Source organism: Streptomyces blastmyceticus (genome assembly GCF_039521185.1).
GTDB lineage: Bacteria > Actinomycetota > Actinomycetes > Streptomycetales > Streptomycetaceae > Streptomyces > Streptomyces blastmyceticus.
The window spans coordinates 222353-248540 of the sequence record NZ_BAAABW010000039.1 but is presented as its reverse complement, the minus strand read 5'-3'; the positions used below and the strand labels follow the sequence as shown (position 1 = coordinate 248540).

Genomic DNA, 26188 nt, shown 5'->3' with positions numbered 1-26188 from the left:
CCCACTTCACATCGCCATACTCGACGAGAACTTGGCATGGACGCGGCTTTCGTAAAGGGACCCCTCAAGTCCGTGCCTTTGTCCTTCGGGCCCCCGGGCGCCCCACCGCCCCGCCCGACCCCCCACCGGAGGTGCCGAGTTGAAGCCTTCCCGGATTCGGGTGCGCGCCACCCTGGCCGCCGCGGCGATGACCGCGCTCGCGGCAGTGACCCTCAGCCCACAGACCGCCGACGCCTCGACCGCGGAGGCTCCGCGAGAGCTCTCCGTCTCGTCGGCCGGGCAGCTCGCGAAGACGCTCGTCGACCGGCTCAAGGGCGAGGAAGCCGGTTCGTACTACGACGAGGGGGCGCACAGACTCGTCGTCAACGTCGTCAGCCGCGCGGCGGAGGGGCTGGTCCGCGCGGCGGGCGCCCAGCCGAAGGTCGTGAAGTACTCGCAGGCCGAACTGAACTCGGCGCACGCCGCGTTGAACGCCGGTGAGGCCATCCCCGGCACCACCTGGGTTTCGGATCCGCGGGTCAACCGCGTCGTCGTCACCGCCGACCCTACGGTCACGGGCGCGAAGCTGACGCGGCTCAACAAGACCGTCAAGTCCCTCGGTGACGCGGTGCTGGTGCGGAGATCGGCCGCGAAGCTCACCCGGTACATCGCGGGCGGCGACGGGATCTACGGCGCCAAGTACCGCTGCTCGCTGGGGTTCAACGTACTCGACGCCAACAACAACGCGTTCTTCCTCACCGCCGGGCACTGCGGCAAAGTCGAACCGCAATGGGCCGCGAGTCAGGGCGGCCCGTGGATCGGGAAGACCGTCGCCTCGACGTTCCCCGACCAGGACCACGCCCTCGTCCAGTACACCGACCCGACCGTCGCCCACCCCAGCCAGGTGACACTCCCTCTCGGCGGCCCCCAGCCCATCACCCGGGCCGCCGGCGCCACTCTCAACGAGAGCGTGCAGCGCAGCGGCTCCACCACGGGAGTGCACGGCGGGCAGGTCACCGGGCTCGACGCCACGGTGAACTACGAGGAGGGCACGGTCCGCGGGCTGATCCAGACCAATGTGTGCGCCGAGGGCGGTGACAGCGGCGGCGCCCTCTTCGACGGCGACACGGCGCTGGGCCTCACCTCGGGCGGCAGCGGCAACTGCCTGACGGGCGGCACGACCTTCTACGAGCCGGTCACCCGCGCCCTCGCGGCGTACGGTGTGCACATCGGCTGAAGCCCCCACGAACGGGCGGCCCCCGGACACACCTCCACGGTGTCCGGGGGCCGCCTCATGCACGGGGCTCCTGCGGGTGCCGGTCTCAGAACTCGAAGACCGTGCCCTGGATCGCCCGCTTCATGCACGGGTTGGCGAAGGTGTGCTCGTAGCTGACCCGCTTGCCCTGCCAGACGCCTTCCGCGGTCACGACGATCGGGTTCCACTCCTTGGTGCAGAACGTGTCGGCCTTGAACGCGATGGTCTTGTCGAAGTCACCGTCGGCGGCACGCAGCTGGTCGCACGCGCTCTTGGCGTCCGGGTGGCTGCCGTTCGCCCTGGGTGTACAGGTCAGTGTCACGGCGCGCTGTACTCCGGAGCTGTCCCTGTTCTCGCCCTGGCCGATCGTCAGGACCAGCGAGGAGGGTGCGAACAGGCTCGTCGGGAACAGGCTCTGCGTCTGAGCCGCGGGGGCGGGTGCGGCGTTCGCGGCCGTTGTCCCGGCCGCCACCAGGCCGCCCAGTGCCAGCGCGGCTCCCAGTGCGAACCCTCCAGTGATGTACCGCATTCCGAACGCTCCCTTGTTTGTGGTTTCGGATAACGGACCGGAGTCTTGCCCAAGTTGAGCATGAACGCACCCCCGGCGAACACTTTCAGTCGCTGGTTGAAAACCCTGAGTAGTGGCCTGAACTGGTGTGAGGCAGGTCTCGCGGGAGTCACCCCGAGCGGGGTGGGGCCCGATCGCATGTCCGGCTTGCGGGGGAAAGGTGGGAATTAACGTTACAGGGATGTTGACCAGCGAGGATTCCTTGTAATCAACGATGAATTATCCAAGCTGCCTTCAAAAAGATGATTTGCCGTACCTGAAACCATCGGATCTAATGAGCCGCACCCCGGGGCGGGAGACCCCCGCACCCCGGCCGAAAAGAGGCCCGCCAAATGACCGAGCGGCGGCCGGAGTGATTCAGGAGCGCGGCAGCAAATGGCCGAAGTGCACTCAGGAGGACCCCCCGTAGCGCCGTCCAAGGGCCCTCTCGCCACCGCCTGCCGGGCTTTCCGGCGCGACCGCACCGGCATGGCCGCCCTCTGTGTCGTCGTCCTCTGCGCCCTCCTCGCGCTCGCCGCGCCCCTCCTCGCCGCCCTCTACGGCAAGAACCCCACAGACCATTACGGCCAGAACGAACCCGGTCTGCTGAGCGCCGAGGGCCTGCCCGTACTGCCCAACGGGGGCATGTCCGCGGACCATTGGTTCGGCATCGAGCCCGGCCTCGGCCGCGACGTGCTCACCCAGCTCCTCTACGGCATGCGCACCTCGCTGCTGGTCGCCCTCGCCTCCGTCGCCGTGATCGCCGTCGTCGGCATCGTCCTCGGCGTGACCGTCGGCTACCTCAGCGGCATCGCCGACCGCGCCTTCACGTTCGTATGCAATGTGCTGCTCGCTTTTCCGACACTTCTGCTGCTGCTCGCGCTGAGCCCCGTCATCCAGACGCGCTTCGTCGACCCCGGCGAGAACGAGCCCGCCTGGATGCAGTTCACCTCGCTCATCCTGGTCTTCGCCGCCTTCGGCTGGGTGCCGCTCGCGATGGTGCTGCGGACGTCCGTACGGAGCCTGCGCGAGCGGGAGTTCGTCGAGGCGGCGCGGGCCGTCGGCGCGAGCCGCCGCCACATCGTCTTCCGCGAGCTGCTGCCCAACGTCTGGGCGCCGGTGCTCGTCCACATCACCCTCGCCGTGCCGGGCGTCGTCACCGCCGAGGCCGCGCTGTCCTTCCTCGGCGTCGGCATCAACGAGCCCGTCCCCGACTGGGGCCGCATGATCTCCCGCGGCTCCGAGGTCTTCTACGACGACCCGACCTACATGGTCTTCCCCGGCGTGGCGATCCTCGTCTTCGTCCTCGCCTTCAACCTCCTCGGCGACTCCGTACGCGACGCGCTCGACCCGCGTACCAGCCGCTGACCCCCAGCCGTAACCCCGCACCACATCCGCCGATCAACGGAGTTCACCATGCCCCGCTTCAGCACGCGCACCGCAGCCCTGCCGGCTCTCGCCACCGCCGCCGTCATGCTGATGTGCTCCTGCTCGGCCGGCGCGGGCTCCGGCGGGGCGGGTGGCGAGAAGGACGGCGGCGCGAACGCCGTCAAGAGCGGCCAGCGGCTCACCGCGACCCTCGGCACCGCCGAGGACAGCCGGGGCCCGGCCCCCGCCGACCCGGACGCGCAGTCCGGCGGGACGGTCAGGATCGCCAACCTCAACGACTACAGCCACCTCGACCCGCAGAAGATCTACGCGGGCGAGTCGTACAGCACCTCCCTGCTGTGGGGCCGACAGCTGACGCAGTATCAGGTCGTGGACGGCAAGCCCAAGCTCGTCGGCGACCTCGCCACCGACACCGGGCAGTCCTCCGACGGCGGCCGCACCTGGACGTACCACCTCAAGGACGGCATCGCCTGGGAGGACGGGCAGCCGATCACCGCCGAGCACGTCAAATACGGCATCGAGCGCACCTTCGGCCCCGGCTTCGAGCTCGGCCCGACCTACTGGCCCGAGTGGCTCACCGGCTCCGAGGACCGCACCGCCGCCGTCAAGAAGTACGGCGGCCCCAAGGACGGCGACCTCAAGGCGATCGAGACCCCGGACGACAAGACCATCGTCTTCCACTTCCCCGAGCCGCAGTCCGACGTGCCCTACATGGCCGCCCAGTCCTCCTCGTCCCCCGTCCGCAAGGACAAGGACACCGGCACCGACTACGACGTCAAGCCGTTCGCCACCGGCCCGTACCGGATCGCCGAGCACAAGCAGAACCAGAGCCTGACCCTGGAGCGCAACCCGCACTGGAAGCCGGAGACCGACTCGATCCGCCACCAGTACCCCGACCGCTTCGAGTTCACCTTCGGCAAGAAGATCCTCAACACCGCGCAGGAGGTCTTCAACAGCCGCGGCGCCGGCGCCGACACCGTCTCCACCAAGAACGAGGTCCCGCCGGAGCTCTACGCCGAGGCCCAGCGCGACCCCAAGAAGAAGGACCTCCTCGTCGCGGGCAGCCAGGGCGCGTACACCGAGGACCTCTACATCAAGAACAGCCGCGTCACCGACCCCGAGGTGCGCAAGGCCATCCACTACCTCTTCCCGCGCGAACAGGCCCGCCAGGTACTCGGCGGCCCCCGCCTCGGCGACTTCGCCACCACCCTCTCCTCGCCCGCCGTCGTCGGCTGGAAGAAGTACGACCTCTACCCGGTCGCGCCCAGCGGCGACATCGAGAAGGCCAAGGAGCACCTCGCCAAGGCGAAGGACAAGGTCACCACGCTGACCTACGCCTACGAGAGCGACGCCCCCGAGAAGGACCGTCTCGCCCAGGTGCTCGTCGACGCCTTCGCCAAGGCCGGCATCAAGCTCGTCACCAAGCCGATGGACAAGGCCGCCTTCAACGACCAGGTCTTCCGCGGCGACGCCCCCTACGACCTGTGGATCTCCACCAACTCCGTGGACTGGCCCACCCCCTCCACGCTGCTGCCCGACAGCTACCACAGCAAGCTCGACGCCCTCGCCAACTCCACCCGCTACAGCAACCCCCAGGTCGACAAGGAACTGGAGCGCATCGCCACGATCGGCGACGCGCAGCAGAAGGCCGCCGCCCTCATCGACCTGGAGCAGGTCGTCATGAAGGACGTCCCGGTCGTGCCCTTCCTCTACACCAGCGTCACGCAGTTCCGGGGCAAGAACATCGGCGGTGCCGCCATCCACCCGATCTACGGCTCCATCGCGGCCGCCGGGCTGTACGTGAAGAAGTCCTGACGTGATCGCCTACCTGCTCCGGCGGGCCCTCCAGGCAGCGGTGGTGCTCCTCGCGATCACCGCCGTCGCCTTCGGGCTCTTCTACGCCGCCCCCTCCGACCCGGCCCTCATCGCCTGCGGCCCCAAGTGCGACACCGGCCAGGTCGAGGCCGTACGCCACAGCATGGGCCTCGACCAGCCGCTGACCGGGCAGTTCACCGACTACCTGCGCGGACTCGTCGCCGGCCGCACCATCGCCGACGTCGACGGCAGCCCCATCGACTGCTCGGCGCCCTGCCTCGGCTACTCCTACGCCCTCCACCAGCCGGTGCTCGACGCCATCGGCGACCGCTTCCCGGTGACCCTCTCGCTCGCGGGCGGCGCGCTCGCCGTGATCGTCGTCCTCGGCATCGGCGCGGGCTTCGTCGCCGCCCTGCGCCGCGGCACCGCCACCGACCGGCTGCTGTCCGGCTTCACCCTCGTCGGCGCCAGCGTGCAGATCTACTTCCTCGGCTACGCGCTGCAGTACCTCCTCGTCTACAAGACGGACGTGCTCTCGGTGCCCGGCTACACCCCCTTCGCCGACGACCCCGCCGCCTGGGCGGCCGGGTTGGCGCTGCCCTGGCTCGTCCTCGGCTTCGTCAACGCCGCCGTCTTCGCCCGCCTCTCCCGCTCCCAGATGCTGGAGACGATGCACGAGGGGTACGTGCGCACCGCGCGCGGCAAGGGGCTCGGCGCCCTGCGGGCCCACGCGAAGTACACGGCGCGCGGCGCGGCCGCACCGCTGGTGCAGCTCCTCGGGCTGGAGGCGGGCGCCCTGTTCGGCGGGGCGTTCATCACCGAGACCGTCTTCGGCCTCGGCGGCGTCGGCAAGCTCGCTGTCGACTCCGTCGTCCAGAACGACCTGCCGACGGTCGTGGGCACCGTCCTGCTCGCCGCCTTCTTCGTGGTGCTCTTCGTCGCCCTCGCCGACCTGGTGGTGGCCTGGCTCGACCCGAGGGTGAGGCTCGCATGAGCGTGCTCGACGTACGCGATCTGACCGTCTCCTTCACCGGCAGGGGCGCCACGGTCACGGCCGTGGACAACGTCTCCTTCGGCCTCGAACGCGGCGAAGTCCTCGGCCTCGTGGGGGAGTCGGGCTCCGGCAAGTCCACGGTCGGCCTCGCCGCGATGGGCCTGCACGACGCGGCCCGCACGACGGTGACCGGCAGCATCACCGTGGGCGGCACGGAGATCGTCGGCACGCCCGACTCCGCCCTGCGCAAGCTGCGCGGCGCGCGGATCGCCATGGTCTTCCAGGACGCGCTGGCCGCGCTGTCGCCCTTCCATACGGTGGGGGCGCAACTGGCGGAGGCGTACCGCCTGCACGCGGGGACCGGCCGGGCCGAGGCGCGCGAACGCGCGGCCACCATGCTGGACCGGGTCGGCATCCCGGCCGCCCGCGCCCGCGACTACCCGCACCAGTTCTCCGGCGGCATGCGGCAGCGCGTCATGATCGCCATGGCGCTGATCAACGCGCCGGACGTACTGATCGCGGACGAGCCGACGACGGCGCTGGATGCGCGCGTCCAGCGTCAGGTCCTCTCGCTCATGTCCGAGCTGGCGAAGGAGAGCGGCACGGCGGTGCTGCTGATCACCCACGACGTAGGGGTCGTCGCCGAGATGTGCGACCGCATGCTGGTCATGCGGGGCGGGCGGGACATCGAGTCGGGCCCCACCCGCAAGCTGCTCACGGACGCGTCGCACCCGTACACCCGCGCCCTGATCGGCGCGGCGCCGACGCTCTCGACGGTGCCGGGGTCGCGGCTGCCCACGGTGGACGACCCGGAACCTGCCCATGCGGTCAGGGGTACGGAACGCGCCTCCGGCGAGGGGGCCGTACTGGCCGAGGTCGCCGATCTCACGGTCGAGTTCCCCGGCCGCCGCGGCCTCTGGGGGCGCAGGGCGCAGCCCGTGGCCGCCGTCCGCGGTGTCAGCCTGCGCGTGCGGCGGGGGGAGACCCTCGGGCTCGTGGGGGAGTCCGGGTCGGGGAAGTCCACCACCGCCCGTGTCCTCGCCGGGCTGCAGCGGCCCACCACCGGAAGCGTCCGCTTCGACGGGCGGGACATCGGCCGGGCCTCCGCCGACACCGCGCTGCGCCGCGAGCTGAGCCGTGACGTACAGCTCGTCTTCCAGGACCCGTACGCCTCGCTCAACCCCCGTCGCACCGTCGAGGAGATCGTCACCCTGCCCCTGCGCGTGCACACCACGCTCGACGCGGCCGCCCGCCGCGAGCGCGCGGCCGAACTGCTGGGCCAGGTGGGGCTGGACGCGGCACACCTGTCCCGCTACCCGCACGAGTTCTCCGGCGGCCAGCGCCAGCGCATCGGCATCGCACGGGCCCTCGCCCCGCGCCCCCGGCTGATCATCGCGGACGAGCCGGTCTCCGCGCTCGACGTGTCCGTGCAGGCCCAGGTGCTCAACCTGCTGATGGACCTCCGGGACGAGCTCGGGCTCTCGCTGCTCTTCGTGTCGCACGACCTCGCCGTCGTACGGCACTTCTGCGACCGCGTCGCCGTCATGCGGGCCGGGACCGTCGTGGAGAGCGGCCCGCGCGACGAGGTCTTCGACGACCCGAAGGCCGACTACACGCGTGAGCTACTCGCGGCCACCATGTAGGGCCCCCGTGCCGCCGCCCGGGGAGGGGACGGGCGGCGGCGCGGGGCGCCGGGGGCGGAGGAGGTCCACGGGGGAGCCGGCGATGTCCTCGGCGAGGCTGATCCTGTGCTCCTCCGCCGGGCACTCCGGCCCCCGGGGCAGGCCGTCCAGCCAGGCGGCGAGGGCCGCGGCGTAGGCCGCGGCGCCGGGCGGCAGGGCCCTGCCCGACAGATCCGCCTCCAGGCCGGCGCGCGCGATCCGCAGCGCGTCCGCGCGGGAGGCGAGGAACTCGGCGGAGAACTCCCGCTCGCCGGGGAAGGAGAGCACGGCGGCACGAGTGATCTTTTGGATCGACTCCAACTCACCGGCCCCCGGCGGCAGTTCATGCCCGCACGTGTACTCGACGAGGTCGAGGAGCGGCAGGGCCGGGCCCTCCGCCTTGAGAAGCCACGCGTCGATGAACTCGCCGAAGTGCGTACGGAACCTGCGCCGCCACTCCGGCGACATCACCGGGGCCACCATCCGCCAGGCGTCGGCCAGGGCCCGCTCCAGGGCGGTGCGCGGCGGCGGGGTACGGCCGAGATCCATGGGCAGGAAGTCGAGCAGGGCGTACGCGTACGGCGGGGGCAGCGGTGGGGGCTGCCCGCTCGTCCCGCACTCCTCCGGCCGCCCGTCGAGGATGAAGAACCACACCAGCCACGCCGCCCCCCGCTGTAACCGCCCGCATTCGGCATCCGGCATCACCCGCGCCGCGAACGCCGCGCACCCCGCCCTCCTGAACCGCCGCTGCGCGGAGAACGACTGCATGAGCCCCGTCCGCCGCACCCAGCGGTCGATGAACGCCGCGGCCTCCGCGGCACACGGATTGACGCGGAGGCGGGGGGTGGGCGCCGGACTGCTGGGCATGCGGTTCCTCACCGGGTAGTGCGCTCGGGGTGGACATGTTCTACCCGGCGCCGTACGGGAACCACGGCTTGTCAGCGCACTCGGGGGAGCGCGCTCGCGGGCGCGCGCCGCTGTTCCGGGACCGGGCGCTCACTTCCCCCAACGCTCGGCGGCGTTGACCTGCCGCACCTTCGCACTGAGCAGCTCGGAACGGGTGACGGCCCGCACGGCGTCGGGACGCGCCTCCCACTCCTTCCCGCCGCGCGGCGGGCGGAGCTGGAGGTTGGGTCCTTCGTTGCCCATGACCTGTCCGACGCGGTCGGTGCGGGTGTCGATGACGAACGTCCCTGTCTCCGGTGGCGGTTGATGCCCGTAGCAGTCGCAGGAGGCGAGGGGCGAGCTGGGCTTGATGTCGATCCCGTGGGCGGTGGCCCAGATGTAGACGCCGCAGGTGTTGTTGCTTTGGGGCTGGGCGGTACGGGGTGGCTCCGGCGGGGTGGTGGGTTGGGGTTCCCTGGTGGGGAGGTCCGGGGTTTCGTCTGCGGGCGCGAATACCTTCCGTACCCGCTCGAAGCAGCGGGAGATAAAGTGACGCATGTCGACGCTCCTTTGTCAGCGTTGGCCATGCCCCGGGGCCGTGTCAGCGGTCGCCGGGGTCAGCTGTTCCTGCCTTCGGCATGGGGCAGGGCATACGGGTGCTCTCTGTTGGCCCTGACGCGGTTGCTGAACGCATCGGCCGGGCCACTCCACGTAGCATGCACATCCGCGCTCGCCTCGGCAACGCAATCCACGGAAGTGCATATGAACGCGTGAATGTTGAGTGCATGCGTCGCTCTTTGCGGGACACTGTGAACTCACGCCGCCGCTCCGGGAGGTTCGAAGTGCCCGCGCTGCCCACCGTTCGCCGCCGCATGCTCGGTGCCGAACTACGCCAGATCCGTGAGGGTTTGGGGATCACGGTCAACGAGACAGCCGGACTCCTCGGATGGCATCAATCCAAGGTGAGCCGGGTGGAGAACGGCCGCTCCGGCATCCGCCCCGACGAGGTCGAGGCAGTGCTGGACGCCTACCGGGTCGCCGACCCGGAGACGCGGGCGGCCCTGGCCGCCCTGGCCGGGGAGGGCAGGCAGCGGATGTGGTGGACGCCCTACTCCGATGTGATCACGCAGCGGTACGCGTCGTACATCGCGCTTGAGGCGGAGGCGACATCCATGCGGAACTTCCGGGAGGTGCTGGTCCCTGGCCTGCTCCAAACACCGGAGTACACCCGCGCGGTGACCGGCGCGCTTCAGCCGGACTCGCCCCCGGACGCACTCGACGCCTTGGTGAACGTTCGGCTCGCCCGACAGAACGCCACCCTCCGCCGCGCTGATCCACTCGAGCTGTGGGCGGTCCTGGACGAAGCGGCGCTGCGCCGAGTGATCGGCGGAGCCCGGACCATGGCCAAGCAGCTCCACCACCTTCTGCGGGCGTCGGAGGAGCCTCACATCACCTTGCAGGTCCTGCCTTTCGCGGCCGGTGCCCATGGCGGGTTGATGGGGTCGTTCGCGATCCTCCAGTTCCCCGTTCGAAGCGATCTCGACGTGGTGTACACGGAATCCCACACGAGTAACATTCAACTGGAGCGAAAAACCGACCTGATGACCTACAGCCGGATGTTCGATGAGCTCTCGTCGGCGGCGCTCGACGCGGCATCGTCGCGCGACCTCATCTCGTACGTCGTAAAGGATCTCGAATGAGGCACACCGACTGGCGAGCCCTGGATCTCGACAACGCCGTGTGGCGCAAGAGCACCTACAGCGGGCACCAGAGCGACTGCGTACAGGTCGCGGACGGCTTCCCCGACCTGATACCCCTCCGCGACAGCAAGGCACCTGGCGGCCCCACCCTGCTCGTCCCCACCGACGCCTGGGGCGACTTCATACGTAACGTCAAGGACGAGCGCTTCGGTTGATGCGCCAGGGGGGTTAGCCCTACCCGGAGCCGTGCGGGTAGCAGGATCGCTCCAGGCGGCCGCATGCGGGAACGCTGGGCCCAGCACATGCCACTGATCTTCCAGCGATTCTGTAGGAGTTGACTCGTAAGCGAAGGCACGGCACAAGTTCCGTTCCTCCAGACGACAACAAGGCGGCCGGCTCAGAGCTGCGTCGGCCCCGGCCGAAGCTCGTGCAATCGGCACGACCTTCGCCCCCACCTCCAGACGCTACGAATATGACCCGGCTACGAGCGCTCAGCCAGCAGCAGGGCAAGGGGCCCGGCTGGAAGGAGGAAGCGTCCTTCCGTGGCAGCGGTGATGGTGTCGGCCAGGGGCCACCAGGACAGCTTGAAATCCGCCTCGGTAGGGGTGAGCTGCTGTGACCCCAGGATCAGGTCCTGGGCTTCATACAGGTGCACGCGAGCAGTGGACTCCAGAGTGATGGCGTACGAACCCAGGGATCGCCACAGGTTCGCGGTAATTCCGGCTTCCTCTTGTAGTTCTCGCCGGGCGCATTCCTCGGGCGTCTCGCCGTCCTCGCGTCGTCCGCCGGGCAGGAACAGGTACTCGCCGGCGTGGCGGGGGAAGCCAGCGGTCAGGATAGCGACGAGGCCCTGGTCGTCGCGGGCCACCACTACGGCGGCGTCGCGGGCCGGGCCTCGTCCTTGAACGTCATCGCTCATGCCGAGCGAGCCTAGCGGCGGCCCTCAGAGCACCGTGGCCGCATACGGAACATTCATCACGGCGGGGTGGGCGATGCCCCGGCCCTGGTAGCCGTCGTCTCCGTAGGCATCGCCGTGGTCGGCACACATGATGACCAGCCAGGGGCGCTTGGCCGTGAGGGCGGTGATCAGGCGGCCGAGGTGTTCGTCGGCATAGGCGAGCGCGGCCCGCTGGGACTTCACGGTGTCGGTGCTCTGGCCGAGGTAGTGGCCGTGGGGGACGTGGGTGGCGGAGACGTTGAGGAACAGGAACAGCGGCCGGTCCGCGTGCTTGTCGGCGATCTCAAGGGCGTGGTCCGTCTGGTGGCGGGTGGAGTCTGGCGGTTGCTCAATTCCCCTGGCCCGTACCGATCAGCAGCCGACTCCTACGACTCGTACGCCCACGCGCGGCCGGTTAACTACAGGAGCTTCTTCCCCTCTGGCACCTCTGATTCTGGAGGGGATCTTCATGTTCCTGAAAGGTATCCGAGGGTTTGCAAGGCATATCAGTCACATCTGGCACGTCGACAGCGGTGTACCGCGCAGAGAGGGCGATCTCACCGACAGACGGGTCGGTCTCCTGGGTCGTGGTCGACTACGGCACCTTTGAACTTCACCGTGAGGCGTCGTCGTACATCGACTCGCTTCGGGCCCGCAGCTTGTCGTGGAACACGGAGCGTCTCTACGCCAGCCGGTCGGCCCTCTACCTGACGGCGTGCGCGGCGTCGGGCGTGGACTGGTCCCGTCCCTCTCTCGGGCAACTCGCCCGTTTCATGCGGTGGCTGGTGCAGGAACCGCTCCCGTCGAGGCGCCGCAACGGCGGCGGCAAGGTGCGCTTCCGGTCCGAGAAGACGGTGAACGCGGTGATGACCACCGTGTGCGAGCTGCTGCGGTTCGGTGCCCGCTACGGCTGGGTTCCGCAGGACGTGGCCAACCAGCTGACTCAGCAGAAGTACCTCGCCTATCTTCCGCCTGGCTACAACGCCGGCGAGGACGGACAGTTCCGGACCGTGCGGGCCCGCGAGCTGAAGTTCATCGTGGTCGACGACGGCATCGACTGGCTGACCTTCGAGGACGTCGAGCAACTGCTCGCCGTCACGGGGCACGCCCGGGACCGGTTCCTGGTGGCGCTGCTGTGGTGCACAGCTCTGCGCATCGGGGAAGCCCTGGGCCTGCGCCGGGAGGACATGCACTTCCTGTCCAACTCCCGCGCCCTGGGATGCCAGGTCGAGGGCCCCCACGTCCACGTCCGGCGACGGATCAACGAGAACGGAGCCTGGGCGAAGTCACGGCATCCACGAACGGTGCCGGTGACCTGGGAGCTGGTCGCGCTGTATGCGGAGTACGTCTACGAGCGCGAGCAGGTACCCGAGGCGGTCGACGGCGACATGGTGTTCGTCAACCTCTTTCGCGGCGTCTTGGGCCGGGGCATGACCTACTCCACGGCCAAGGACCTCTTCGACCGGCTCGCCAGGAAGGCGAAGCTGACCGCTCGGCCGCACATGGTGCGGCACGGCGCCGCGACAGCCTGGATCAGGGGCGGACAACCCCGCGACGTGGTCCAAAAGCTCCTGGGCCACCAGTCGCAATCCTCGATGGTGCCGTACATCCATGCGAGCGAGGCCGACAAACGCGCTGCCGTGGAGAAGGTCGGGGCCGGCCGAGGCGGTGCTGCATGACCGCGGCAGTACCGATCCGGCCTACAGCCGTCATTCCCATCTCCCATGCAGGCGACGACGCCTGGGTGGCGTGGCTTCAGAAGGAACGTTGGCCAGAACGTCTTGCATCCTGGCGCCCACAGGAGTGGGACGGTGAGAACTGGTTGTTCCGCGGCGACCTGCTCAACGACACGACGTGCGCGTGGCCGTGCTCCGTGGCCACCTGCGGCATCGGCATCACCACCCGAAACGGGCTCTGCATGACCTGTCGCGCTTCCCATAAGCAGAGCGGGCTGAGTCAGGACGAGTTTGTGACCACTCATGTGGCGGCCGCGGCCAGGAGGGCACCGATGCGGGACCGTGCCTGCTCGGTCGTTGCCAGCGGAGACCCTTGTCCACGAGCGGCTACCCAGCGGGGCTTGTGCTCGGCCCACGCGGACTCGTGGAAGCGCCACGCTCGCCGCGGTTCCGCGATATCCCGTGCCGAATGGGCCCACTCCGCTGCCCAGGCGCTGCCGCCGCTTCCTGAATGCCGGGTACGCGGTTGCGGCACAGCGTCCGACTCGCCCACCGGCCTGTGCCCGAACCATCGCACGCAATGGCGGAAGGCCCAGGAGAGCGGACTGACCCTGGGCGCCTTCGAGGTCTGGGTCGACCGGCAAGCGCCCTGGCTGAGCATGGCGGACTTCTCCCTGAGTCCGCTTGCCCCGGTCGTGCGCCACGAGGTCCTCTACGCGCTGCAGCAGCGTGATCTCCGAGGGGTGCGCATGGACCCCGGCACCGTACGCCGGTTGGTCAAGGTCTGGGCAGGCTTCGAAACCCTGACACAGCTCGACGGCGAGGACTGCCCGGTCAGCGGATTCAACGCGGCCTCGCACTGGCGTGAACTCATCGGCTGGGTGAAGGCCGCATACGATCGCCACCGCGGCATCGATCCGGCCACGATCACCGAACTCAACCTGACCACGGCTGGCGTCACGTCCCTACTGACCAAATCCGGCCGACGTGGTCGCGCCAGCACCACCGTCGACCTGACACCGGTCCGGCAACCGTGGCTTCGTCGCCTGTTGTGGGAGTGGGTCCACGCAGTGCAGCCGAACTCACACGGGTTCCGCTCCACACTCCAGGCGTGCACCCTGGCAGCCACCGCGCTGTCGCTGAAACCCGGCGGTGGCCAGGATCCCGCAGCACTGCGGCTCACCGACATGGACGCCGTCATCGCCTCCTTCGGCGACGCCCGGCAGCTGGACGGCACCCTCTACAGCTACGGCGTGCGCACCGCTCTGCGGCGGCACTTCTTCGACCTCCTGGACTTCGGCCGAGGCGAAGGGCTGCTGGACGACCTGTCCATGCGCTTCGCGGCCAACGCCGGCCACACGATCCCCCGAGTTGAAGAGGACGAGGACGAAGCCGCCAAGGCAATCCCCGAGTTCGTGATCCAGCAGCTGGACACCTACCTGGAGTCGTTCGGTGTGAACGACCCGCGCTTCCCCCGCAGCGGGCTGTCCGAGAGCGATCTCGCATGGATGCTGCAGACCGCCTACATGGTCATGCGCGACACCGGACGTCGCCCCCGGGAGTTCTGCGGACTACGGCTGGACTGCCTCAAGTACGACCAGGGCGAGCACCACCTGATCTGGGACAACTTCAAGAAGAAGCGCATGCGGCGGCTGTTGCCGATCACTCGGCAGACCGCGGAAGTGATCCAACGATGGCAACGACACCGACGCGAGCTCCGTGCCACCCTGGCAAGCCGCGACTACCTCTTCCCTGCGTCGACCAGCGACCGCAAGTACGCGCACATGGACTCGGGGGACTTCTCCCGGGCACTGCGGTTCTGGGTCGACGGCTTGCCGAATCTTGACTCCGACGTGCCCGACGAAAACGGGACGCCGCTGCCGTTCGACCGCAGCAGAATCTTCCCGTACGCCTTCCGCTCCTCGTTTGCGCAGCGGCATGCCGACGCAGGCACCGACATCGACGTGCTGATGGACCTCATGGACCATCGCTCTCCCGACGTGACGATGACCTACTACAAGGTGACGATGGAGCGGAAACGATCGGCGGTGACAACACTGCGGCTTCACTCCGTCGACCGCGAAGGGCATCCGGCTCCCTTCTCCTCGAACCTGTCGTACGAGTCGAAGTCCGTCGCTGTCCCGTTCGGAAACTGCATCGAGCCCTCGAACGTGAAGGCCGGCGGAAAGAAGTGCGCCATCCGATTCCAGTGCGCAGGCTGCGGCTTCTACCGCCCCGACCCCTCCTACCTGCCCGCGATTGAGGACCACATCCGAGCCTTGAAGGCCGACCGAGAGATGGCCGAGGCCATGGACGCCGACGCCTTCGTCATCCGCAACCTGAACGACCAGATCGAGGCATTCCAAGGCGTCATCGAGCGCATGAACGCCCGGATGACGGACCTGCCGGAAGAGCTCCAGGCCGAGGTCAAGGAAGCCAGCAGGGTCCTGCGGAAGGTCCGGGCCGGAGGGCGCACCCTCTTGCCGCTCACCGTCGTCGAGACGTCGGGAGCGTCGGCGTGAACAGCCGCAGGAAGCCCGCCGAGGTTCTGGCCGAGTCACGCCGGCAGGACAGCCGCGCCAAGCGACAGCGCGTCCTCGCCACCGTGGACCAGATGCTCGCTCAGGGGGATCCGGTCACCTTCGCGGCCGTCGCACGCACGGCCAGGGTATCGAACTGGCTGGTCTATGCCGACGGAGTCCGGGAGCACATAGAGAAGGCCCGTGGCCAACAGGCCAGCCGACCCGCTCAGGAACGGCTCACCAGAGCCACGACGAGCAGCTCGAGCATCCGCACGGACCTGGAACTCGCACGCGCCGAGATACAGGCCCTGCGCCAAGAGCGCGATCAGCTCAAGGGTGTTGTGCAGCGCAGTCTCGGGCAGCAGCTCGAGCAAGTCGCCTCCAAGGACCTCGTCACGCGGATCGACGAACTGACTCGCCACAAACACGAGTTGACCGCGCGACTCAATCAGGTTCAAGGAGAGAACAGCGAACTCCAACGACGTCTCCGTGAATCAGAAGATGACGTCGCGGCGGTCCGCAGCAACCTGCGCCGGATGATCCGGTCGGGTGTGCAGGCCGAAGTCTCCTGATTGGTTGCGCCTGGTGCCCCGTCTCGTACTCTCCGAGGCGGGACACCACGCAACGTCGCTCCGTTAGCAGTGAGCGGCGAGCCGCTGACCTGCGAGGACGCCAGGCCCGAGGCAGCTTCGGCGTCCTTTAACCGAGCGGCGTTGGGCGCGGAAGCAGTCCCGGAGTCGGTAACCGTCTTACTTACCCCATAGTCAGGTGACAACGAAAATGGCGCGGTGCCGGTCGTGCCCCTGCCGCTCGACTCACACCGTAGACAAGGTCGGATTTGCACGCTAGGCCCCATGGTGGCGAGTGAGGCACGTGTAAAGGACCTCGCCTCTCCAGCCGCTCATCTCGTCGAACGACACCACGGCGGGGCGCGTCGGCGCCGCACACTCGGGGGCCTGCGTCCTGAACGCCCCCGTGTCCGGGTTGTAGGGCAGCAAGTCGTGGCACTCGCCGGCGGGTGCGTTCATCAGCAGGATGGCGTCGCGTACCGGACCGGAGGAGGTACCCGTGTAGACGAGGCAAAACGAGACGCTGGGATCTCCTCCCGTCGCAGGTGCCTGGATGACCTGCACCTGTTCCAGCATAGGAGCACTCGGCGTGACGGCCAGTGCGCTCGGCGAGACTGTGGGCTCAGAAACGGACGCCTTCGACGCGATGGGCGGTGCAGTCGAGGAGACAGCGGGACCGTTCGCGGCACGCCCCGCCCCCGACTTCTTGCCGCCGTCGAGAAGCATGACGATGCCGACAGCCGAGAGGCTGCCGACGACAGCTGCGGCAATGACTACCACTGTGGCTATCAGTAGCCCGCGATGTCGCTCTGGCTGGACTGGCAGCGGCTCGGGCAGCCGCGCCAAGGGGATGTTGTCGAGCGTGTCGGCGTTGTGGAACCGGACGGCATTCTCGTCGACGTCCTGCTGGTTGTCGGTTGTCGGCCATGGTGTACCCCCACGCGTTACGACTGCGAGTAGGTGAGTTTCCTCCGCCGGCCGGGAACGTGTCGGGCGTACGAGGAGATAGCGTCCGAAGCGGTACGTCGGTAGGGAAGAGGTACGGGTGGGCCGAGTGACGCCGTCCGCCGACCGGACAGCTCCTGAGCCCGTACGCCGACACCAGGACGCTAGGCGCCGGAGTGGAGATAGCCCGCCCAGAGGGATGGTGTGGCCGGGAAGCGGTCGCGCGTATCTTTGACGGTTCGGTGCAGGGCCGTCGCGGCCCGTGCGGGATCGGGCGTGCCGGTCGGGCCGGCCAGGTTGGTGTAGAACGACTCGGCGACGTCGGCGGCCAGGCGGTCGTCGATGGTCCACATCGTGCCGATGACGTGGGAGAAGCCTGCGAGTTGACAGGCGCTGGTGAGGTGGATGGCCTCACCGAGCAGCCGGGGGTTGCCGGGGTGCGCGGTGCGGCAGGCGGAGAGATAGGCCAGCTGGGCGTGGGCGAGGTGGGCCCGGGACAGCGCGGAGACCGTCAGCGGCGTCTCGGCGTGGTCCTGGAGAAGCAGCTTGCTCTGCGAGGGGTCGGTCAACTCGGTGATGCCGTGGCAGGCGAAGTGGGCAATGGCGCAGTGCTCGAGTTGGGCGAGGACGGTGGCCGTCGTCGCGGGCCGTTCCCCTGACGCGCTGAGGACGACCGGGTCCTTGAGCACGGCCCGGAGTCGGTCGGTCTCCTGGGCCGCGTGCGGCAGGGGTGGGTGGCCAGGTGTGGTCGGCATGGAGACGATCAGGGGCCGCGGCCGGTCGGTGGCGGCGGGGCGGCGGGCGCGGGCGTGGCGCAGGGCGCGGATGGTTGGCGTGTAGGAGGAGACGACGCGGTCGAGCACGGTGCGCCGGCCCTGCACGCGGCCGGGGTCCCGGTGGAACCCGGCCGCGTGCAGGGGCAGCAGGCCGAGCATCCCGCCCGGCGCCCACCACACATGGGGCAACGCGCCCTGCCCGTCGGGGAGTTGACCCAGGGCATCGAGTGCGGTCAGGACCGGTTCGGCGGCCGCCTCCCATAGCCATTCCAGCACCTCGTGCAGGATGCGCTGGGCGGCGATTCGGTCGGCGTCGGGGGCAGTCGCCGCGACCAGCGCGAGGTCGAACTGGCCGATCCGGCGGACGACTTCCACGAACGCCAGCCCCGGAAGGGGGCAGACGGTGACGCCGTCCGGGGTGAGGATCAGGGCGTCGCTGCGGTAGCGGCTCACGTTGAGCGTGACGACGGGGCCGCGGCCGGCCTGCGCGGCCAGTTCGTCGAAAGTAGGAGGCAGCCCGAAGCGGACGAAGCCGTCGTGGGCGCGGATGCGACCCAGGAGCACCTCCATCTCTTTGGCCAGCCTCAAGCGTGCAGAGTGCGAGGGTGCCCCCGGCACGGCGGCTGACGCTCCGACCGTGTCGGTGTCCTGATCGAGCCGGTCGCGCAGGTCGACAAACTCTCGTGCCAGGTCCGGGTGTTGTTCCCGCAGATCGGTCACGTCGCCCCGGATGTCGAGGGACTGGGCGAGCAGGATCGCGCGTCCGGCCTCCGCGAGGCGGAGCGCTCTCGAGGCCCGCTCCGGTGCGGACACCCCGGTGTCGGACAGGGCAAGCGCGATCGCGTCCGCGGTGAGCCAGTCGCCGTGGGCGCCCAGTGCGCGCTGCTGGTCGCCTCGGCGCAGTCGGCGCGGGGCCACCTCGGGCAGCAGCAGGATGGCCTGCTCGAGGAACCGGGCCGCGCGCCCGGGCTCGGACGGCGCGGCTAGCTCGGCGGCCAGCCGGGCGGTGCCGACCCGCAACAGCGGCAGGGCCGTCCTCATCGCGACGGTGCGTTCCCACACCCCCAACGCCTCGTCACGGTCCTCGCTCGTGCCGTCGCGCTCGTACCGCTGCTGCAGCACGCTCCCCAGCGCACTCATGACCATCGCCTGGTCCGGGTGGTCGAGTTGGGCCGCCCCCCGGGCCGCCGCACGGCAGACCGCCACCGCTTCATCGAGGTCGCCGAAGTCACCCAGAGCGTCGAAGCGGTCCCGCAGCGCCCGGACGAGCCCGATCTGGTACGGGGTCCGCTCGGGATCACCGGCGGGCGTAGCCCGCACCGCACGGTAGCCGTACTCGATCGCCTCGTTCACGTCCTCGGGGTTCTTGGTGTGCGCGAAGAGCAGCCGCAGCACCTCGCAGGCGTTAGAGAGGTACCGGGCATACTCGAAATGGGTGCGCGGCGCGATCCGGACGACGAAGCGGTTGGCCCGTGCCGCCTCCACGATGTCGTCGGCCTCTCGGTAGGTTGCGTACCGCGCGACGAGCGCGTTGGCGTGGTTGGTCAGGAGCATGGTGTGGTCGGGATGCCGCTCGGGCGCACGCGCGATGGCCTCACCGGCGGTCTGCAGTGCCGCGCCCAAGTCGAGGCGGTCTCCCATGCGGGAGTAGCGAGTCAGTAACACCCTGGACAGGCCCGTCAGGTAGACGCAGCGATCGCGGTCGTCATCCGTCGCGGTACGGACAGCCTCGCGACCGGCCTCAACGGCGCCGTCCAGGTCCTCGACGTCCTCTCCCTGTTCGAAGCGCAGGCTCAGGGCGGTGCTGAGGTGGAACCAGTAGGTGGCCCGACCCGGCCGGCCGGCGGGCAGGGTTTCGGCGATCTCACGGGCGACCTCCACAGCACAGTTCAGGTCGACAGGATCGCCCGCGATCTCCCACCTGCGCCGCCAGGCCAGGCCCAGGCAGCTCAGGCCCGAGTAATACGCCACGTGGTCCTCCGGCAGATGGAGGGTGATCTTGCTCCACACCGCCACGGTCAGGGCCGCATCCCGCACGCCCACGGGCGTCCGCAGGGTGCGTACGAGCATCTTGGTGGCTTCGGGGATCGCCGACTCGGCCAGGGGCAACAGCAGTGGTTCCGGCAGCAATTGCTCGCCGCCGAGGAACGGGATCGCGAGAAGCTGGAGCGCGACCCCACGCTCCGCCTCGGCACGCGGCTCGGGAAGCTCCTGGGAGCGCCAGAAGTAGAACCAGCCCAGGGCGACTAGGACTTCAGCATCCACCGCCGTCTCGTTCACCCCGTACTGCATGAGTTTCATGGCATCGCCGATCGCGGCCTGTTCCATGACGGGCGATCGGTCACCGGTAGCCACCACCTCGTTGAGCCTGGCGCGGATCGACTCCAATAATGCGTCACGCATACTCATCCGTGCTCCCTGCGGCGGCCGAACGGTCACGAGGTACCGGAACTGAAGGTTGCCCGGTGTGGTCCTTCTCCCACATCATGACGGCACAGGTCCGCTTCCAGTTCCGCCGGAGCGGGCTTCGGCGATCGGGGATGCGATGGACGACCGGCACGACGCGCGGACCGGGGGCACGGGCGACGACATCGCCTACGTGTGCACCCAGTTGGACCACATGCGCGAGGGCCTCCAGGCTTGTGGGCCGCAGGGCGCCGAGCCGTTGGAGCGGGTGGTGGCGGCAGTGCGCGCCGGACAGGATCCCACCGCGCCGCTAGACGCGCTGCACGAGGCGCTGCTGTTCGCCGGGGACGCGACGGGGGTGCGCGGTCAGGGGCGTGGCCTGTTCCCGATCGGGGTCGGCGCCCAACGTCCCCACGGCTGGCTGCTGCTATGCCCCACCGGGCAGTGCACACGCCATGCCTGGCCGGACGCTCAGGAGCCGTCCGAGTGCCGCATCACCGGTCAGCCGTTGCGCCGCGAACGGCTGTAGCGGTGGGCGGATTCCTCACTGCCCTGGGGCAGAAGCTCGCCGAGCGTTGGCTGACGCTTCTGGTGCTGCCCGGAGCCCTCTTCCTGGCCGTCGCGACCGCCGCACACACCCTCGGCCAGTCCCACGCCCTTGACCGCCGACTGCTCGTCTCCCGTGTCACGAGGTGGGCCGAGGAGCCCGCGGCGAGCACGATCGGCGGGCAGGTCGTCCTGCTCGGCGCAGTCCTCGCAGCCGCGGCGGCCGCCGGGCTAGCCGCGCAGGGCGCGGGCACGCTGGTGCAACGCACCGTACTGGCCGCCGACTGGCACTCCTGGCCGCGTCCGCTGCGCCGGGGAGCTCGCGCCCTGGTCGCCCGCCGCCGTGCCCGCTGGACCTCTACCGCCGCCCGCTACCATCGGCAACTGGACTACGACGCTCTGGAATTGGCACACAGTGGCCGACGTGCCGACCCTGGCGTCCGGCATGCCCTGCACCGGGCGTTGCTCCGCGTCGCCGCCGAGGAACCAGACCGGCCCACCTGGAGCGGCGACCGCCTGCACTCCGTGGTCGTCCGCCTGGAGCGCGACCATCATGTGGATCTGCCCCTGGTGTGGCCGCACTTGTGGCTGACCCTGCCCGAAACCGCTCGCGCCGAGATCACCGCCGCTGAACAGGGGCTGACCCACGCGGGCACGCTGGCCGGGTGGGCGCTGTTGTATGCCCCGCTGACCATGTGGTGGTGGCCCGCCGCTCCGTTAGCCGTGGCGCTCGCGCTGGTCGCCAGGCACCTCATCCGCACCGCCACGGACGCCTACGCCCAGCTCCTGGAGGCCGCAGCCCATCTACACGTCGGCGACCTGGCCGACCAGCTCCGGATTGAACACCCAGGCCCGCCGGACACGGCCTTGGGCGACTCCCTCACAGACCGCCTCCGGACCCGGACGCCTCCGCCGCGCTGATCTCCCGGATGGTCGTCGGCGCGCAGCCAGGACCGGCCGACGGCTCATGAGCGGAGAAGTTCCGTAGCGCGACGAGGAGGTTCAGTGGATCTTTATGCTTCGAGTCCTTGATCACCTGGTACAGGTAGTGACTCTTGGGGACAAATTTCGCAATAGTCTTAAGGAGACCGTCCCGTCCTTTGAAGTCGAAGAACCCGCCGCCGGTGACGAGGTACTCGCCGACCTCATCAGTCAGATGCTTGGGGAACTCGATGCCCGTGTTACCGCTGATCGTGCTCGTGTCGTTGTTCACGGCAGTCACGTGGCAGTCGAGCATCAGCTTCTCGAACGCCACGGCTGTCTTGAGTAGAGCGGCCTCATATATCCAGGTTATTGCCTGGTCCGAGAGTTTGGCCCTCCTGTGCCTCCTGTGCCTCCTGTGCCTCCAGGACGAACTTCCAGATCCGCTCAGACGTTTTGTTGAAGGTATCTGCTGCGAGCCTTCCGCTCTTCTTCCTGGCCACAGGCGCACGTGTAGGTTCCGCGTTTCGGCTTCCAATTCCAGGCCGTCATGTCCAGCCGATGCCTAATTGGACAAGTCGCATGGAAGTGCTGGACAGCGCGTTCACTCTTTTTTCGGGCTACCTCGTAGTCGTCGCGGAGACAGCGGTCATGTTGAACTGTCCCGGCGGTACCGGGCCAGCCATTCCAAGCTCACGTCGTTTCCCTGCCGGCGTGTGAGCGGCTGCACCGGCCGGCCGCCTCGCGCGACCCCCAGGCTGTCCAGGACCCGGTCCACCACACCTTCCGGGTCCGCCAGCACCTCCTCGTACGTCACCGTGATCGGCGTGATCCCGCTGCCGGAGAACCGGCGCGCCCACTCCTCGTTCTGCTCCCGGATCATGTGCTCCCAGTGCGCGATCCGGTCGCGACGATAGGGAACGTCAGCGCCCACACCGCGAACGTCGTCGGCATACCAGACGTCGGTCTCCAGCGCCCGGTACAGAGACACCGCTTGTGCCGCCGTGTCCAGCCGCCGGTTCCACACATATACCGGGCGGCCGAAGGCGCGCTCGATCACCTCGCGCCAGCTCGCTCCACTCGCGGACTGGTATCGCCGCAGCCCGGCGACGACCTCGTCCAGGTACGACCCCATGACGATCAGGCCCCACACGCCGTTGGCTGAAGTCCCGATCCGCATCAGCTTTCGTAGCTGGTCCGGCTGCGTCCGGTGCGCCGGACCGATCGGGATGTCCTCACCGTCCAGTTCAGTAACGTAGTTGTACAGATACTCCTGCGGTTTGCCCGACAAGCCCGTGCTCTCCAGCAGACCAGCCAGCAGGTGAGTCCCTGCCCTCGGTGTGCTGCAAATGAGCAGGCATCTGCCCGCTGCCGGCGCCATGTCGCTCGCTCGCGCCACAGGTTGCACCCCCTCTTGGGCCGTCTTGACCGTCGCTCGACTCCCTCTTAGCGTATTGGTTCCTAGGTCGCGCACGTGGGGGGTCGAGGGATGCGCATAGCGATCGCGTTCGATGGTCAGTACACATCGGCGGCACGCAACATGCTGTCGTCGCTGGCCCGCTGCCTGCCGCCGAAGAGCGGTGTGCGCATCTCGGCACTCATGACAGACGATTCGCCGAGCGCCGACGTCGTCGAGCACGCGAAGTCCCGCGGGCTCGATCTGGAGGTCGTCCGTCTGCGCCGCGACCTGTCCGACCTGCCACTGCTGCGTTACCTGACCGGCGCGACGTACGCGCGCCTGTTCCTGCCAGAGCTGGTGCCGGACGACGTGGCGCTGTACATGGACGTGGACGTCGTGCTGATGCGAGACGTGACAGAGCTGTTCGCGACGGACCTCCGTGACAGACCCCTCGCGGCCGTGCGGGACATGTGGCGTCCCAACCTCCACGAGGCGCTGGCAGGCGGAGGCAGCGGACAATTCGCGCCCGACGCGCCCTACTTCAATGCCGGGGTGATGCTGTGCAACCTCCGCCAGTGGCGTCGGGAGAACTTGACCGAACGGGCCCTGGACTGGCTTGCGAGCCAGGATCAGGTCCCGGTCTGTCTGGAGCAAGATGCGCTCAACGCGCTCACGCACGGTCGATGGATCGAGCTGGATCCGCGCTGGAACGTATTCCCGATGACTGACTTCCGCGACATCCCGCCCGAGGCTTGGCCGCCGCGACTGGGTACGGAGTACCACGCGTACCGAGATCAGGAGCGACGTGCCTTCGTGCTCCACTTCATCGGCTCCCGCAAGCCATGGCGTCACCCGTACCCGGACACCGAGAACCTCAGGCGATATCGTCACTTCACCACGCCGACTATCGAGGACGTGACGCCGAACCCTGTCACCTCGCCATCTCGGCCGACCCCCCCGACCGTCGAGGACGTGACGCCGAATTCCGTCACCTTGCCATCTCGGCCGACCTCCCCGACCGTCCCAGAGACGCCGTCCCTGGCACTTACCGGGAGCAGGAGGTCGGCGACATTCCCTGCGGCGGTGATCGGCTACCCAAACGAGCATGATGAGGATCAACGGTCCCGGCGTCGCAAAAGGCCTCGCTTCGCCTGACGGCCGCGGCGGGAGAGCGGATCACCTTCCTCAGACTCGCTCGCACAGCGCGGGTCTCGAACTGGCTGGTATACGCCGAGGGACTGCGCGAACACATCGAGGAAGCGATCAAGAAGCAGAACGGGGCTGCACAACTGGAGGTGGAGGCGGGCTCGGACGTCTCGGCCGAGTCGCTGGCGGCCGACCTGGAAGTGGCCACGGCAGAACTCAGAATCTTGCGCGCGGAGCGGGACCAGCTCAAGGCGGACATGGCGCGGCTGCGGGAGACCGAGGCCGAACGGGATCAGTTGCGTGAGGCGCTGAAGGGGACCGAGGAGAAACTGGAGTCCACGCGAAAGAGAGCCGCTCGTCTTCAAGCCACCGCATAGGGAAATGACACGAAAGCCGGAACGATCAAGATGACACTGAGCGCGGATTCAGACGAAGCCGCAGCTCATGAAGCCGCCGTGTGACATCTGAACGCGGAACCTACAGCACGCTCGCTCCTCGCCAGACCGCCCAACGTCATTTCTCACACCAGCGGACCACCGTCAACAGACTCGGCCCGGATGGCACTGTCCCCATGCCGACCAGCGCGCTACTGGCTCTCTCCGTACTGCCACTGCCTACCGGTCCCCTTGTACTCGGCAACCATGATCACCCCGGTGCCGGGGCTCATCCGCGACACGTACAGTACGCCGTCCAGATGGTCGAGCTCGTGCGCGACCAGCCGGGCAAGCCCGTCAGCGAACGTCGTCGTCCGGGCCTGTCCATTGAAGTCCTGATGCTCAACCCGCAACACACGCGGACGGGGAACCTTCCCGCGGACGTCGAAGAAGGAAAGGCAACCTTCATACTGCTCATCGACCTCCGGCGATTCCTCCACCACGGTCGGGTTCAAGAGAACGATCACGTCCCCTCCAGGAGGCCGGACGATCGCCGCACGCCAAGAGAGGCCGACCTGAGGCGCGGCCACCCCCATACCCTTACTGAAGTTGTGCACCTTCGCTGCTCGATCGGCAGCTGCGTGGAGCGCTGCCACGACCTTCCGCGCTGCCGACGCCTCACCAGGGAGATCGAAGTGCCGTGCCGGCTGAGTGAGTACAGGATCGCCTTCCTGCACGATCCCGATGGACTTCATCGTGTCGCTCGCGGTGGGCGGAGTGGTCACCGGCGCGCTCCTTGCCCAGTTTCCGAGAGCCCACGTGCCTCATGTCCCTGATACTGGTCCACGGCGCCTACCTGCACAAATGCTTGACAGCTGCAGATAAGGCCGGTCTGCCGGTATTCCCCGATCGGGATCGGCTCGACTCCGGGCCGCATCCGGGCGGTGTAGAGGAGGCCGTCGAGGTGGTCGATCTCGTGGTGGATCAGCCGGGCCAGGCCGCGCTCGTACACCGTGATCCGGGTGGTGCCGTCCAGGGCGGTGGCCTCCACGGTGATCCGCAGGGGACGAGGGGCCATGCCACGGACGTCGAAGAAGCTGAGGCACCCCTCGTACTGCTCGTCCATCTCTTCGGAGCCCGCGACGATGCGCGGATTGAGGAGCACGATCGGCTCCGCTCCGGCGTCGGCGGGCCGTACGGTCGCGGCCGCGCGGGCGATGCCGATCTGCGGGGCCGCGAGCCCCATGCCCTTGCCGCTGAAATCGTGGGCCTGGGCGATGCGGTCCATGGCGTCGGCCAGCCGCTCGATGACGTGCTCGGCGGTGGCCTTCTCGGCGGGCAGCTCGAAGGCGGCCGCGGGCTCGGCGAGGATTTCGGCGCCGTGCTGGACGACACCGAGGTCCCGCATGCGCTGGCTGGGTTGCACCTCGGTCACCGCAACTCTCCCTGGTTCGCGTCACCCGGTGACTGGTAGAGCTCATTCGCCCACTTCCGTGCCGCCGTCAGGTCAGACGCAGTGCCGACGGGCACGTAGGTGAAGCCGTCCCATTCCTCCAAGACTCGTGGTTCGTCCGGTCGGACGTGGACGGCACCGCCGTGGAGCGGTCGGTGGCGGCGGTACTGGTCCAGCGGCGCGTGTCGCCGTCGTTCGTACGGCGCGAGCGGGTCGTCGGGTTCGAAGCGCGCGTTGGCGCGGGAGGGTTGGTTCGGTGGTCCGGGTCGGCTGTGCTTGCCCATGCGCTCGAT

General features: G+C 68.7%; 26 protein-coding genes. 14 read left to right on the top strand and 12 right to left on the bottom strand.

The features are described from left to right. Positions 1–139 precede the first annotated feature (139 nt). Entirely contained in the window at positions 140–1216 is a 1077-nt protein-coding gene (locus ABD269_RS33205; protein WP_344124013.1) for a S1 family peptidase, read from the top strand. A gap of 85 nt (positions 1217–1301) precedes the next feature. Here ABD269_RS33205 and ABD269_RS33200 read toward each other — a convergent pair whose 3' ends face one another. Further along, positions 1302–1763 (bottom strand): subtilase-type protease inhibitor, encoded by a 462-nt coding sequence (locus ABD269_RS33200; protein ID WP_301888498.1) that lies wholly within the window; start codon positions 1761–1763, stop codon positions 1302–1304. Positions 1764–2177: 414 nt separating this feature from the next. Here ABD269_RS33200 and ABD269_RS33195 point away from each other — a divergent pair, with 414 nt between their 5' ends. From ABD269_RS33195 to ABD269_RS33180, 4 genes are read left to right on the top strand one after another with little or no spacing between them, the layout of a single operon-like run. Continuing rightward, positions 2178–3149 (top strand): ABC transporter permease, encoded by a 972-nt coding sequence (locus ABD269_RS33195; protein WP_344124009.1) that lies wholly within the window; start codon positions 2178–2180, stop codon positions 3147–3149. A 48-nt stretch (positions 3150–3197) separates the two neighbouring features. Continuing rightward, a complete protein-coding gene (locus ABD269_RS33190) occupies positions 3198–4985 on the top strand; it encodes an ABC transporter substrate-binding protein (RefSeq protein WP_344124006.1) in 1788 nt (595 codons plus the stop codon). 1 nt (position 4986) lies between these two features. Beyond that, entirely contained in the window at positions 4987–5979 is a 993-nt protein-coding gene (locus ABD269_RS33185) for an ABC transporter permease (protein WP_344124004.1), read from the top strand. Further along, positions 5976–7622, top strand: a complete 1647-nt coding sequence (locus tag ABD269_RS33180) for a dipeptide ABC transporter ATP-binding protein (RefSeq protein ID WP_344124002.1) — start codon at positions 5976–5978, stop codon at positions 7620–7622. The genes ABD269_RS33185 and ABD269_RS33180 overlap by 4 nt, the downstream gene beginning before the upstream one ends. On the opposite strand, the gene ABD269_RS33175 is transcribed toward ABD269_RS33180, so the two are convergent. Both ABD269_RS33175 and ABD269_RS33170 read right to left on the bottom strand, forming a co-directional pair. Beyond that, complete coding sequence (locus ABD269_RS33175; RefSeq protein ID WP_344124000.1) at positions 7602–8507, bottom strand: terpene synthase family protein; 906 nt, start codon at positions 8505–8507, stop codon at positions 7602–7604. The genes ABD269_RS33180 and ABD269_RS33175 overlap by 21 nt on opposite strands. A gap of 129 nt (positions 8508–8636) precedes the next feature. Then, the gene (locus ABD269_RS33170) at positions 8637–9083 is read right to left on the bottom strand and encodes a hypothetical protein (RefSeq protein ID WP_344123998.1); all 447 of its coding nucleotides are present in this window, start codon (positions 9081–9083) and stop codon (positions 8637–8639) included. A 314-nt stretch (positions 9084–9397) separates the two neighbouring features. On the opposite strand from ABD269_RS33170, the gene ABD269_RS33165 reads away from it, so the two are divergent. Together ABD269_RS33165 and ABD269_RS33160 are read left to right on the top strand one after the other, a co-directional pair. After that, positions 9398–10225: a helix-turn-helix domain-containing protein gene (locus ABD269_RS33165; RefSeq protein WP_425573035.1), complete on the top strand. Its 828-nt coding sequence runs from the start codon at positions 9398–9400 to the stop codon at positions 10223–10225. Continuing rightward, positions 10222–10440 (top strand): DUF397 domain-containing protein, encoded by a 219-nt coding sequence (locus ABD269_RS33160; RefSeq protein ID WP_344123994.1) that lies wholly within the window; start codon positions 10222–10224, stop codon positions 10438–10440. Before ABD269_RS33165 ends, ABD269_RS33160 begins: the two co-directional genes overlap by 4 nt. A gap of 266 nt (positions 10441–10706) precedes the next feature. Here the strand turns inward: ABD269_RS33160 and ABD269_RS33155 are convergent, their stop codons facing one another. Both ABD269_RS33155 and ABD269_RS33150 read right to left on the bottom strand, forming a co-directional pair. Next, positions 10707–11144, bottom strand: a complete 438-nt coding sequence (locus ABD269_RS33155) for an NUDIX hydrolase (RefSeq protein ID WP_344123992.1) — start codon at positions 11142–11144, stop codon at positions 10707–10709. A gap of 24 nt (positions 11145–11168) precedes the next feature. Continuing rightward, the gene (locus ABD269_RS33150) at positions 11169–11516 is read right to left on the bottom strand and encodes a sulfatase-like hydrolase/transferase (protein ID WP_344124084.1); all 348 of its coding nucleotides are present in this window, start codon (positions 11514–11516) and stop codon (positions 11169–11171) included. A gap of 179 nt (positions 11517–11695) precedes the next feature. Between ABD269_RS33150 and ABD269_RS33145 the strand changes: the two genes are divergently transcribed. The 3 genes from ABD269_RS33145 to ABD269_RS33135 are packed head-to-tail and all read left to right on the top strand — an operon-like array spanning position 11696 to position 15932. Then, complete coding sequence (locus ABD269_RS33145) at positions 11696–12841, top strand: tyrosine-type recombinase/integrase (RefSeq protein ID WP_344123990.1); 1146 nt, start codon at positions 11696–11698, stop codon at positions 12839–12841. Then, positions 12838–15360, top strand: coding sequence for a tyrosine-type recombinase/integrase (locus tag ABD269_RS33140; protein ID WP_344123988.1), 2523 nt, complete (start codon positions 12838–12840; stop codon positions 15358–15360). The genes ABD269_RS33145 and ABD269_RS33140 overlap by 4 nt, the downstream gene beginning before the upstream one ends. After that, positions 15357–15932, top strand: coding sequence for a DUF6262 family protein (locus ABD269_RS33135; protein WP_344123986.1), 576 nt, complete (start codon positions 15357–15359; stop codon positions 15930–15932). The genes ABD269_RS33140 and ABD269_RS33135 overlap by 4 nt, the downstream gene beginning before the upstream one ends. A gap of 273 nt (positions 15933–16205) precedes the next feature. Here the strand turns inward: ABD269_RS33135 and ABD269_RS33130 are convergent, their stop codons facing one another. Then, complete coding sequence (locus ABD269_RS33130) at positions 16206–16775, bottom strand: hypothetical protein (protein WP_344123984.1); 570 nt, start codon at positions 16773–16775, stop codon at positions 16206–16208. 263 nt (positions 16776–17038) lie between these two features. Beyond that, complete coding sequence (locus tag ABD269_RS33125; protein ID WP_344123982.1) at positions 17039–20059, bottom strand: CHAT domain-containing protein; 3021 nt, start codon at positions 20057–20059, stop codon at positions 17039–17041. A gap of 58 nt (positions 20060–20117) precedes the next feature. Here ABD269_RS33125 and ABD269_RS33120 point away from each other — a divergent pair, with 58 nt between their 5' ends. Together ABD269_RS33120 and ABD269_RS33115 are read left to right on the top strand one after the other, a co-directional pair. Further along, positions 20118–20585: a hypothetical protein gene (locus ABD269_RS33120; protein WP_344123980.1), complete on the top strand. Its 468-nt coding sequence runs from the start codon at positions 20118–20120 to the stop codon at positions 20583–20585. Positions 20586–20587: 2 nt separating this feature from the next. After that, positions 20588–21523 (top strand): hypothetical protein, encoded by a 936-nt coding sequence (locus ABD269_RS33115; RefSeq protein WP_344123978.1) that lies wholly within the window; start codon positions 20588–20590, stop codon positions 21521–21523. Here the strand turns inward: ABD269_RS33115 and ABD269_RS33110 are convergent. After that, positions 21483–21857 carry a hypothetical protein gene (locus ABD269_RS33110; RefSeq protein ID WP_344123976.1) on the bottom strand — a complete coding sequence of 125 codons (375 nt, stop codon included), beginning with the start codon at positions 21855–21857 and terminating at the stop codon, positions 21483–21485. The genes ABD269_RS33115 and ABD269_RS33110 overlap by 41 nt on opposite strands. Positions 21858–22172: 315 nt before the next feature. Continuing rightward, entirely contained in the window at positions 22173–22904 is a 732-nt protein-coding gene (locus tag ABD269_RS33105) for a Stf0 family sulfotransferase (RefSeq protein ID WP_344124082.1), read from the bottom strand. Between the two features lie 108 nt (positions 22905–23012). Here ABD269_RS33105 and ABD269_RS33100 point away from each other — a divergent pair, with 108 nt between their 5' ends. Further along, positions 23013–24077: a glycosyltransferase family 8 protein gene (locus tag ABD269_RS33100; protein WP_344123974.1), complete on the top strand. Its 1065-nt coding sequence runs from the start codon at positions 23013–23015 to the stop codon at positions 24075–24077. 140 nt (positions 24078–24217) lie between these two features. Further along, positions 24218–24445 carry a hypothetical protein gene (locus ABD269_RS33095; protein WP_344123972.1) on the top strand — a complete coding sequence of 76 codons (228 nt, stop codon included), beginning with the start codon at positions 24218–24220 and terminating at the stop codon, positions 24443–24445. 209 nt (positions 24446–24654) lie between these two features. Here ABD269_RS33095 and ABD269_RS33090 read toward each other — a convergent pair whose 3' ends face one another. From ABD269_RS33090 to ABD269_RS33080, 3 genes are read right to left on the bottom strand one after another with little or no spacing between them, the layout of a single operon-like run. Next, the gene (locus ABD269_RS33090; RefSeq protein WP_344123970.1) at positions 24655–25227 is read right to left on the bottom strand and encodes a peptide deformylase; all 573 of its coding nucleotides are present in this window, start codon (positions 25225–25227) and stop codon (positions 24655–24657) included. After that, positions 25224–25877 (bottom strand): peptide deformylase, encoded by a 654-nt coding sequence (locus ABD269_RS33085; RefSeq protein WP_344123968.1) that lies wholly within the window; start codon positions 25875–25877, stop codon positions 25224–25226. Before ABD269_RS33085 ends, ABD269_RS33090 begins: the two co-directional genes overlap by 4 nt. Further along, positions 25874–26179, bottom strand: a complete 306-nt coding sequence (locus ABD269_RS33080) for a DUF6087 family protein (RefSeq protein ID WP_344123966.1) — start codon at positions 26177–26179, stop codon at positions 25874–25876. Before ABD269_RS33080 ends, ABD269_RS33085 begins: the two co-directional genes overlap by 4 nt. Positions 26180–26188 lie beyond the last annotated feature (9 nt).

Excerpts from the sequence above, each read along its gene's own strand:
- ABD269_RS33200 (WP_301888498.1), bottom strand. The coding sequence starts at position 1,763 with ATGCGGTACATCACTGGAGGGTTCGCACTGGGAGCCGCGCTGGCACTG.
- ABD269_RS33195 (WP_344124009.1), top strand. The coding sequence starts at position 2,178 with ATGGCCGAAGTGCACTCAGGAGGACCCCCCGTAGCGCCGTCCAAGGGC.
- ABD269_RS33190 (WP_344124006.1), top strand. The coding sequence starts at position 3,198 with ATGCCCCGCTTCAGCACGCGCACCGCAGCCCTGCCGGCTCTCGCCACC.
- ABD269_RS33180 (WP_344124002.1), top strand. The coding sequence starts at position 5,976 with ATGAGCGTGCTCGACGTACGCGATCTGACCGTCTCCTTCACCGGCAGG.
- ABD269_RS33175 (WP_344124000.1), bottom strand. The coding sequence starts at position 8,507 with ATGCCCAGCAGTCCGGCGCCCACCCCCCGCCTCCGCGTCAATCCGTGT.
- ABD269_RS33170 (WP_344123998.1), bottom strand. The coding sequence starts at position 9,083 with ATGCGTCACTTTATCTCCCGCTGCTTCGAGCGGGTACGGAAGGTATTC.
- ABD269_RS33165 (WP_425573035.1), top strand. The coding sequence starts at position 9,398 with ATGCTCGGTGCCGAACTACGCCAGATCCGTGAGGGTTTGGGGATCACG.
- ABD269_RS33160 (WP_344123994.1), top strand. The coding sequence starts at position 10,222 with ATGAGGCACACCGACTGGCGAGCCCTGGATCTCGACAACGCCGTGTGG.
- ABD269_RS33155 (WP_344123992.1), bottom strand. The coding sequence starts at position 11,144 with ATGAGCGATGACGTTCAAGGACGAGGCCCGGCCCGCGACGCCGCCGTA.
- ABD269_RS33140 (WP_344123988.1), top strand. The coding sequence starts at position 12,838 with ATGACCGCGGCAGTACCGATCCGGCCTACAGCCGTCATTCCCATCTCC.
- ABD269_RS33125 (WP_344123982.1), bottom strand. The coding sequence starts at position 20,059 with ATGAGTATGCGTGACGCATTATTGGAGTCGATCCGCGCCAGGCTCAAC.
- ABD269_RS33105 (WP_344124082.1), bottom strand. The coding sequence starts at position 22,904 with ATGGCGCCGGCAGCGGGCAGATGCCTGCTCATTTGCAGCACACCGAGG.
- ABD269_RS33100 (WP_344123974.1), top strand. The coding sequence starts at position 23,013 with ATGCGCATAGCGATCGCGTTCGATGGTCAGTACACATCGGCGGCACGC.
- ABD269_RS33080 (WP_344123966.1), bottom strand. The coding sequence starts at position 26,179 with ATGGGCAAGCACAGCCGACCCGGACCACCGAACCAACCCTCCCGCGCC.